This is a genomic window from Occallatibacter sp., from assembly GCF_049802275.1.
Lineage (GTDB): Bacteria > Acidobacteriota > Terriglobia > Terriglobales > Acidobacteriaceae > Telmatobacter.
Window position 1 is genome coordinate 1 of record NZ_JBARMD010000628.1, and the last position, 7719, is coordinate 7719.

Below are 7719 nucleotides of genomic sequence, written 5' to 3' on the forward strand. Positions count from 1 at the left end.
GCATCATCGACTGCCGCTCCTGTGGCAAGCTCTTCCACTGCCGCGCCGAGGCCGCCACCTGGTCGCGCTCTTCAGGCGATAGCCGCTCCAGGTTTTCGGCGCGCGCCAGCGTTCGCTCCCGTTGCGCGTTGGGCATCTGGTTGACCCGGTTCAACTGGTTCATCAAACGCTGCTGTTCGCCCTGCGGCAGTTGGCGAAAGCTCGGATCACTGCGCAACATCTGCTGCTGCTGCTGCACCGGAACATTGCGATGCGTGTTAAGCCACGCGCCAAGATGGCCAGGAGGCGCGTAGGTCTGCTGGGCGGTGCCCGGATACGGCTGCCGACCGTAGACTGGCGCGTTGTAGTTTCTATTGGGATAAACGCCGCGCGCGCCTGGTTGTGGCGCGTACATGTTCTGCCCCGGTCGCTGCATTTGAGTCCCTGCCGGTGGACGATACTGCTGGTATTGTTGCGGCGCTCGATTCGGATACTGCTGTGGCGTACGATTCTGATATTGCGGCGCGCCGTACCCCTGATTTTGCCGGCCCGGCGATTGCGGATGCGTGTACTGCGGGCTCTGCTGGCGCGGCGCAGAAGAATGCGGTGGAGACGAAGGGCGCGGACTATTTTGATGCTGCGCAACCAGGGCGGAAGCGCTCAGGCAGAGAGAAAGCGTGACCACGCCTGTTACAACCGCCAGGCGGATATCTCTCGCAATGCCTTTTTCCCTTGCCCCATTCATGATCGTGGCCCCCGCCACTCAAAAATCCTTCTTGTTCCTCATTCAACTATTGCGACTGAGGATCATCCGAATTCGGATCGTCCGAAATCGCGTCGTTCGGGTTATCAGAAATCGCCTCGAGCTGGTCGAGCACCTGCGCATTGCTGTCGAGCGTCTGCAAATCGCGCACAACTGCCGCGTCGCGATCTGGCGGCTGCGGCTGCTCAATGTTTGTAACGCCCAGGTACGCGCCGCCGCCCACCAGCAGCATCACCGTCAGCGCCATCGCCGCCAGCGGACGAGCATGCATCGGCGGACCATAAACAAAGCGGGCGCGGAGGCGTTGTAACCATGACTGCCGTGGGGCTTCACGTTCTTCGCGCATCCGCGCACCCAGCCGGGTCATGAAATAGGGGCTGGGCTCAGGCACCGACCAGGCATCCATCGCAGCCATCGTCGCCCGCATCTCCTCTAGATCCTTGCGGCAGCTGTCGCACTCCGCCACATGAGCCTTAACCTCGGCAGGCGCCGCTTCAGGATCGAGCAGCATGTCTGCCAGCTTCGTCTCCATCGCGGTGCATTTGTTCATCGTTTCCATCGCTACCACCCCACTCCCCACCGGTGTCGCCCGGCTTTCAATCCCTACACAAAATCTTTTAACTTATCCCGCAGCGTCTGGTATGCCCTGAACAGCAGCGACTTGGTCGCCGACTCGCTCAGTTTTAGTACGTCCCCGATCTGCCGATAATCCATGCCCTGATACTTGTGCATCAACACTGCCATGCGCTGGCGTTCCGGTAAAGCCATTACGTGCGCCCTGATCGCCGCCATGCGCTCATCGCGCAAAATGTTCTGCTCCACTGAAGGAGTATCGTCTGCCACATCCGGCGTCGTCCCCGACTCTTCATCCGGCGCGTCCAGATAAACCGTCTGCGCAGACCGCTCGTGCTTGGTGTCCCGCGCATGATTCACCGCAAGGTTGGTTGCAATGCGATAAAGCCATGTGGTGAACTTCGCTTCGGCGCGATAGCTCTCACGCGAACGATACACCCGCAGGAAAACTTCCTGCGCTAATTCCTCGGCAACTGCCTGGTTGTGCACCATGCGAAACAGAAAACTGATCATTGCCCGGTGGTACTTGCTCACGAGGTAATTGAAGCCGGCCTCATCGCCCGCTGCCACCCGCAGCATAACCGCCGCATCGCTCGATTCGTCCATCGCATAATTGACGGGCTTCTGCAGATCTGTCGGGTTCAGCGGTGCGCCCTGTCCCAGCGCCGGATTGTCCAGTACCAGGGTTGCCATATCCTCTGGAACCCCGTCTTCTTCGGAAGGTTGCGCGAAATTGTCACTTTCAGGCCCTGATTTTGCACCGTTTATCGGTTCTTTAACCTTGGCTGGCTCGCCCTTCCCGGCGGATCCGTCTCCCTCGCCCCTGGAGGGCCGATCGCTCCCCGCCCGGCTCGACATGGCGGCAACCTGACCCTGCCACAGGCAGTCGACACCGACAGCCACAAATCCCAAGCCAAACAGGCTCAGGATGCCCGGCTGGGCGAAGGAAAGAACCGGTTTCTTGTCCCCGGGAGCGGACTCGCGCGCGTCTCGGATTAGTCGTACTGGCCAGCGCATTCAGTAACTTGGAGCGAATTTCTCCGGCTCCCGGCCAGTAATGCGCCAAGTTGGCCGTGGAGTGTCGCTGGTGATACTCTAACCTACAGGGAGCCCCTCTGGCCGCCCGTTCGGGCGCTTAACTCAGCGGTAGAGTGCCACCTTCACACGGTGGAAGTCGCAGGTTCGAATCCTGCAGCGCCCACCATGTCCACCTCACCAGCGTCGACTATAAATTAAGCACACCTTATGCTTCTCGAACGCATTCGCAGGATAACGCGCGACGGAAGATTTATCCCGGAGATCGATGGTCTGCGTTTTGTCGCCATCGCCAGTGTATTTCTCTTTCATTTATCGCTGGAATTGCAGCTCCGTTCCGGCCGCATCATTCCGATTGAGCCTCGTTACGCGGGTCTCTTTCGGATCATCGGCAACGGAGACAGCGGCGTAAGCCTGTTCTTTGTCGTCAGCGGATTTGTGCTTGCATTGCCTTTCGCGCGTCACTTCTTTGCCAGGGCACAGCCGGTTTCGTTGCGTAAGTACTTCATCCGCCGCCTGACCCGCCTGGAACCTCCATACCTGCTTTCCATACTGCTCTTCGTTTTCCTGTTATCCGTCTACACGCGCCACATCACTGCGGATGTACTGGCTCACGCGGTTGCGACGATGTTGTACCTCCATCGCCTGGTTTACGGGGAACGAACCTTCATCAATCCGGTTTCATGGAGTCTCGAAATCGAGGTCCAGTTCTACATCATGGCGCCGGTGTTGATGCAGCTCTATCGGTTGCGCAGCAAATTGCTTCGTCGCGCCATGTTCGCTCTACTAATCCTTGCAATCGGCGCTGTCCAGTTCACGATTGCCGATAGTCCCCGAGCGTCCGAGAGCATCCTCTTCTATATACAGTTCTTTCTCATGGGCCTCCTGATAGCCGATGTTTACATCGTCGACGGCGATCGGATTAGCTCGTCCTTGCTCTGGGACGTAGCCGGACTGCTGGGTTTGGGATTGACGTTCGGAATGGTGCGAACTTACGCCACCCTCCACATCGTCATGCCATGGACAATGGCGCTTTTGTTCCTCGCCGCGCTGCGGGGAGTGGGGTTGCGCCGCTTTTTCGCCAATCCCTGGATAGCAGCCATCGGAGGCATGTGCTACTCCATCTACCTTATGCACTTCCAGATGATCGCAGTCCTCTTTAAAGTCACCCGCAGATGCATCCTTCCTCACGGCGACCTTCTCGCCGACCTCGGCATTCAACTGCTGGTTACGGGAATTCCAGTCATGCTGATCTCACTCGCCTTCTATCTGCTTATCGAAAGGCCCTGCATGGACCCCAATTGGCCCTCCCGATTCTGGCACTGGATCACCGGCCGCAGCCCCGCAGAGGCAGATGCCTTCGACAGCGAAGGCATCTCGGCCTGAGCGCGGTCGCGTCCAAGATCGACCGCCCCGCATCTCTTCCTGTGCACCTGCAGGATTCCATGAATCTGCCCTGAAAATTCCACCGGGCAGCAGAGCATCGTGGTTGCGAATACGGAGGGAGCAGCAGCCTTCAGGCAACTGAAATCATGCGCAAGGAGCTACGGAGCCTTGCAGATTGCGGAAAAACTCATTTCTAGATGGGTTTGTATCAGGGCATGACTTCAACAGCTTGGTGAAAAACTCAGCGAGGCCGCCGTTTTGTAACAGGGCATGGCTTCAGCCAGGCCGCCAACGCCACAAAATGAGTGTCGGGCTTTAGTTAGCCCCTGAACGATGCTGGCTCGCCCTATACGGTCTTTTTCACCAAGCTGTTCAAGTCATGCCGTAAGCGGCACAACAACGTATTCGGCTTTAGCCATAAAAGACTGCGATCGTTTCAGGCGCTAGGAAGCGGCAGAGAAGTTTGAACATGCCGCGGCCTGAAGGAATCCATCCATTCCTGCAGATTGAAAGCCAGGATAAAAAGAAATGAAATAAAAAGCAGGCTCAGGTCCCGAAATTCTCCAGGCTGGCAGAAAAGCAGGTAGAGCGGGATGTTGATGACAGCCGCAATTTGAGAGTGGCGCTTAAGCCAGCGAGGCAAAAGGCACCAGCCTCGCCAAACAACCCAAACCAGCAGGAGGGAAGGAATGGGAGCACTCAAGGCCGGGAACATCAGGTCGTAGGTCCTGTCGATCCACGTGTCGATCCGGAATGGATGCATGTAGAAATCAATTTGATCCTTGAGATGCCACTCCACCGTTCCACCGGGGTTATGCGCAAAGTGCTGGCGAATGGGTAGGTAAACCGCTGCACACACAGCAACCAGAACGCAGACCCCGACCAGCGAATTCAACCGCGAACGGCGCAGCCGAAAGAGTGGGTACAGCGTGAACATGAACAGAAGGAAGGATTCCTTGTTCCACGTTCCCAGCGCCGCAATCGGGATGATCCACCACCAGTCGAACTTCAACGCCATCCAAACTGCCACCGCCATGAAGAGCAACTCCGGATAGTCGAAGAAATATCCGCCTTTGATCCCGATCAGCGGAAAAAGCAGCATGAACACGACCGTCGCAAAAACGCCGACCGGCTCTCGCAAACCCGCGGCCGTGCAAACCCGATAAAGAGCAAATGCGGCCAGCAGAGCAGAAAGATAAGTCGCAATATACAAAATTAGGTATTGAGCAGGGTAAGTCTTTGAAGCGAGGTTAAGCGCAACTCTTATTCGCTCTTTCGCCCTTGCCGGAACGCGCCGTGCAATTGCATCCACCGGCAGTACGTGCGTAAGTGAGTTGGCTATATCAGGCAACAGCTGTCGGTAGATATACGGACGATAAGCAGTCCCATCGATCATTTTGCTGAACTCGGCTATCGGATCGAAGCCCCGTATTCCTGCTTCACGGAAATGCCACTTCTCGTAAAACGCGCTGAAAGACGCCGCCGCAACCACGATCATCAAAACAGCCAGACACACGCCGTGGAAGAGCCGCGTGCTCAGGAGTTTCTCTCGTCCGGATTCTGAAATCGCCGAGGATAGCGCTATCGGTTCTTCAAAAGTTGACAAAGAACCCTCGCGAGTAAAGGAAGAATTCATCGGATTTCTGGAGATTATAGCGGATGTCTGACGCACAGGCTCTCGATTTGCATGATCGCAGCCCTTATCCTAATCAGAGACTGGAAGCGGCGTCGAAGCCGTTTCATTATGAGGCAACAGTTATTGCAATGAACAAGGTGATCATCAAGGCTCGATCAATTGCGCGGCGCATAGGCCTCAAGCGGCTGTATCACCGCTTGGTTCCCCAACGCAGCTATGAAGAGAAGTTCCACCACGAGATCTCGGCGGAACTGCGGCAGGGCGATTCGATCTGGGATGTAGGAGCGAATGTCGGACTCTACACAAAGATATTTGCCGAGGCCGTCGGGAGTACGGGTCGCGTCTTCGCCTTTGAGCCACTGCCGGAAACGTATGAGAAGTTATGCCGCCAGACGAAGGATTTCCCATGGGTGCGGAACGAGCAGATCGCGTTGAGCGACTTCGATGGCTCCAGCCGGATGCTCGTCGGCATAACCGATAGGGTTGGCCATCTCGAGAATTTTGCTGGAGAGGCCTCTGCCGGAATCAGCGTCGAGGTTCCCGTCCTGTGCGGAGACTCGTACTGGGCAAAGTCCGGAATGACGCCTGACCTGCTTAAGATCGACGTTGAGGGCTTCGAGGAAGAGGTGCTGGCCGGGATGAAGTCTCTCCTGGCTGCACCGGAATTGCGTGCTGTCTTTTTGGAAGTGCATTTCGGAATGCTCGAATCACGTGGTCGTGCCGAAGCTCCGATGCGCATCGAAAAGCTGCTGCGCCGGAATGGTTTGATACCGAGTTGGGTCGACGGTTCTCATATCGTCGCCAAGCGACGCCAAGCCGACTGATTGTTTCTCTCCAGGCACAACCTCCCTGCGATGCCTCACTGCTTGTATCATTGCTCCCATGTCGAAGAGGCTGCGCTGGGGCGTTCTAAGCACCGCAAACATAGGCATCAAAAAAGTCCTGCCCGCCATGCAGCACGGCCAGTGGACCACCGTCGAAGCCATCGCTTCACGCGATCTGGCCAAAGCAAAAGAAGCAGCGGCGAAGCTCGGCATTCCCAAGGCGTACGGCTCCTACGAGGAGTTGCTGTCCGACCCCGAGATCGACGCCATCTATAATCCGCTTCCCAACCAGTTACACGTGCCCTGGACCGCCAAAGCCGCCGAGGCGGGCAAACACGTTCTCTGCGAAAAGCCCATCAGCATCACCGTCGCCGAAGCCAAAACACTGCTTGCCGTCCGCGCCCGCACCGGCGTAAAGATCGGCGAAGCCTTCATGATTCGCAGCTACACGCAATGGCTGCGCGTCGGCGAACTGCTGCGCTCCGGCCGTATCGGCCAATTGCGCTCGGTGGCAGGCTTCTTCAGCTACTACAACGACGACCCGGCCAACATCCGCAATCATGTCGAGTCAGGCGGCGGCGCTCTGCTCGACATCGGCTGCTACTGCATCCAGGCCGCGCGCTATGGATTCGGCCAGGAGCCAAAGCGCGTCGTCGGACTGATCGAACGCGACCCGAAGATGAAAATCGACCGCCTCACCTCCGCAATGCTGGACTTCGACGGCGGCCACGCAATCTTCACCTGCAGTACACAGTTGGTCGCATACCAGAAGGTCCAGTTCTTCGGCACAAAAGGCCGAATCGAGATGGAGATTCCCTTCAACGCCCCCAAAGATCGTCCCACCCGCATCTTCATCGATGAAACCGGCGAACTCTTCGGCAGTGGAATCACGGTCGAAGAATTTCCCACCGCCGACCAATACACGATGCAGGGTGATGCCTTCTCCCGCGCCGTGATCGAAGGCGGCGAAGTGCCAGTGCCGTTGGAAGAAGCCATCGCCAACATGGCTGTCATCGAAGCCATCTTCCGCTCCGCCGAAACTAGCCAATGGGAGACGCCCCGCAGTAAGCCCTAACTTGCGGTGTCATTCTGAGCGAACGGGGGCCCCGAACGTACCAGGGGCCCCAGAGAGCGATCGCTCTGTGGGGTAGGTTCGGGGGTGGTGAGCGAAGAACCCGCTTTTGTTCTTCCCTCATTTCCCTTAAAACTCCCACCTCGTTCAGTTTTCCATGGCGTTTGAAATGTGTGCTGGATCACACTTTGGCCATCGACATGCGCGTTACACTGCCGCTTTGGACTTGTGAGCTTTTGCCATGTCTGCGGATGTAGATCCAACAAACTTGAGTTACACGCGCGGAGAAGACCGCCCCCTTCTCGACCTCGCCATTGGCGAGCTCCTCCACCGCACCGCCAGCCGCTATCCCGATCGCCTTGCAGTCGCATCGCGCCATCAATCCCGACGCATGACCTGGGCCGAACTCAGCGACGCTGCCGATCGCGTAGCACGCGGACTATGGTCGCTC

At 57.4% G+C, this 7719-nt stretch carries 9 protein-coding genes and 1 tRNA gene; 6 read left to right on the forward strand and 4 right to left on the reverse strand.

What is annotated here, in order from left to right:
* Window positions 1-415 (reverse strand): DUF3106 domain-containing protein (locus WA354_RS21200; protein ID WP_472815013.1); only part of this gene is annotated, 415 nt, incomplete at its 3' end.
* Window positions 416-429: 14 nt separating this feature from the next.
* Between WA354_RS21200 and WA354_RS21205 the strand changes: the two genes are divergently transcribed.
* Window positions 430-660 (forward strand): hypothetical protein, encoded by a 231-nt coding sequence (locus WA354_RS21205; RefSeq protein WP_472815014.1) that lies wholly within the window; start codon window positions 430-432, stop codon window positions 658-660.
* A gap of 110 nt (window positions 661-770) precedes the next feature.
* Here the strand turns inward: WA354_RS21205 and WA354_RS21210 are convergent, their stop codons facing one another.
* The gene (locus tag WA354_RS21210) at window positions 771-1292 is read right to left on the reverse strand and encodes a hypothetical protein (protein ID WP_472815015.1); all 522 of its coding nucleotides are present in this window, start codon (window positions 1290-1292) and stop codon (window positions 771-773) included.
* Between the two features lie 53 nt (window positions 1293-1345).
* Entirely contained in the window at window positions 1346-2332 is a 987-nt protein-coding gene (locus WA354_RS21215) for an RNA polymerase sigma factor (protein ID WP_472815016.1), read from the reverse strand.
* A 112-nt stretch (window positions 2333-2444) separates the two neighbouring features.
* Here WA354_RS21215 and WA354_RS21220 point away from each other — a divergent pair.
* A tRNA-Val gene (locus WA354_RS21220) sits at window positions 2445-2519 on the forward strand.
* 41 nt (window positions 2520-2560) lie between these two features.
* Window positions 2561-3736, forward strand: coding sequence for an acyltransferase family protein (locus tag WA354_RS21225; protein ID WP_472815017.1), 1176 nt, complete (start codon window positions 2561-2563; stop codon window positions 3734-3736).
* Window positions 3737-4172: 436 nt separating this feature from the next.
* Here the strand turns inward: WA354_RS21225 and WA354_RS21230 are convergent, their stop codons facing one another.
* Window positions 4173-5342 (reverse strand): hypothetical protein, encoded by a 1170-nt coding sequence (locus WA354_RS21230; protein ID WP_472815018.1) that lies wholly within the window; start codon window positions 5340-5342, stop codon window positions 4173-4175.
* A gap of 53 nt (window positions 5343-5395) precedes the next feature.
* Between WA354_RS21230 and WA354_RS21235 the strand changes: the two genes are divergently transcribed.
* The 3 genes from WA354_RS21235 to WA354_RS21245 form a co-directional block, all read left to right on the forward strand.
* Window positions 5396-6196: an FkbM family methyltransferase gene (locus tag WA354_RS21235; RefSeq protein ID WP_472815019.1), complete on the forward strand. Its 801-nt coding sequence runs from the start codon at window positions 5396-5398 to the stop codon at window positions 6194-6196.
* A gap of 58 nt (window positions 6197-6254) precedes the next feature.
* Window positions 6255-7271 (forward strand): Gfo/Idh/MocA family protein, encoded by a 1017-nt coding sequence (locus WA354_RS21240; RefSeq protein ID WP_472815020.1) that lies wholly within the window; start codon window positions 6255-6257, stop codon window positions 7269-7271.
* Between the two features lie 238 nt (window positions 7272-7509).
* The coding region (locus WA354_RS21245; RefSeq protein WP_472815021.1) for a hypothetical protein at window positions 7510-7719 on the forward strand (210 nt) is incomplete at its 3' end.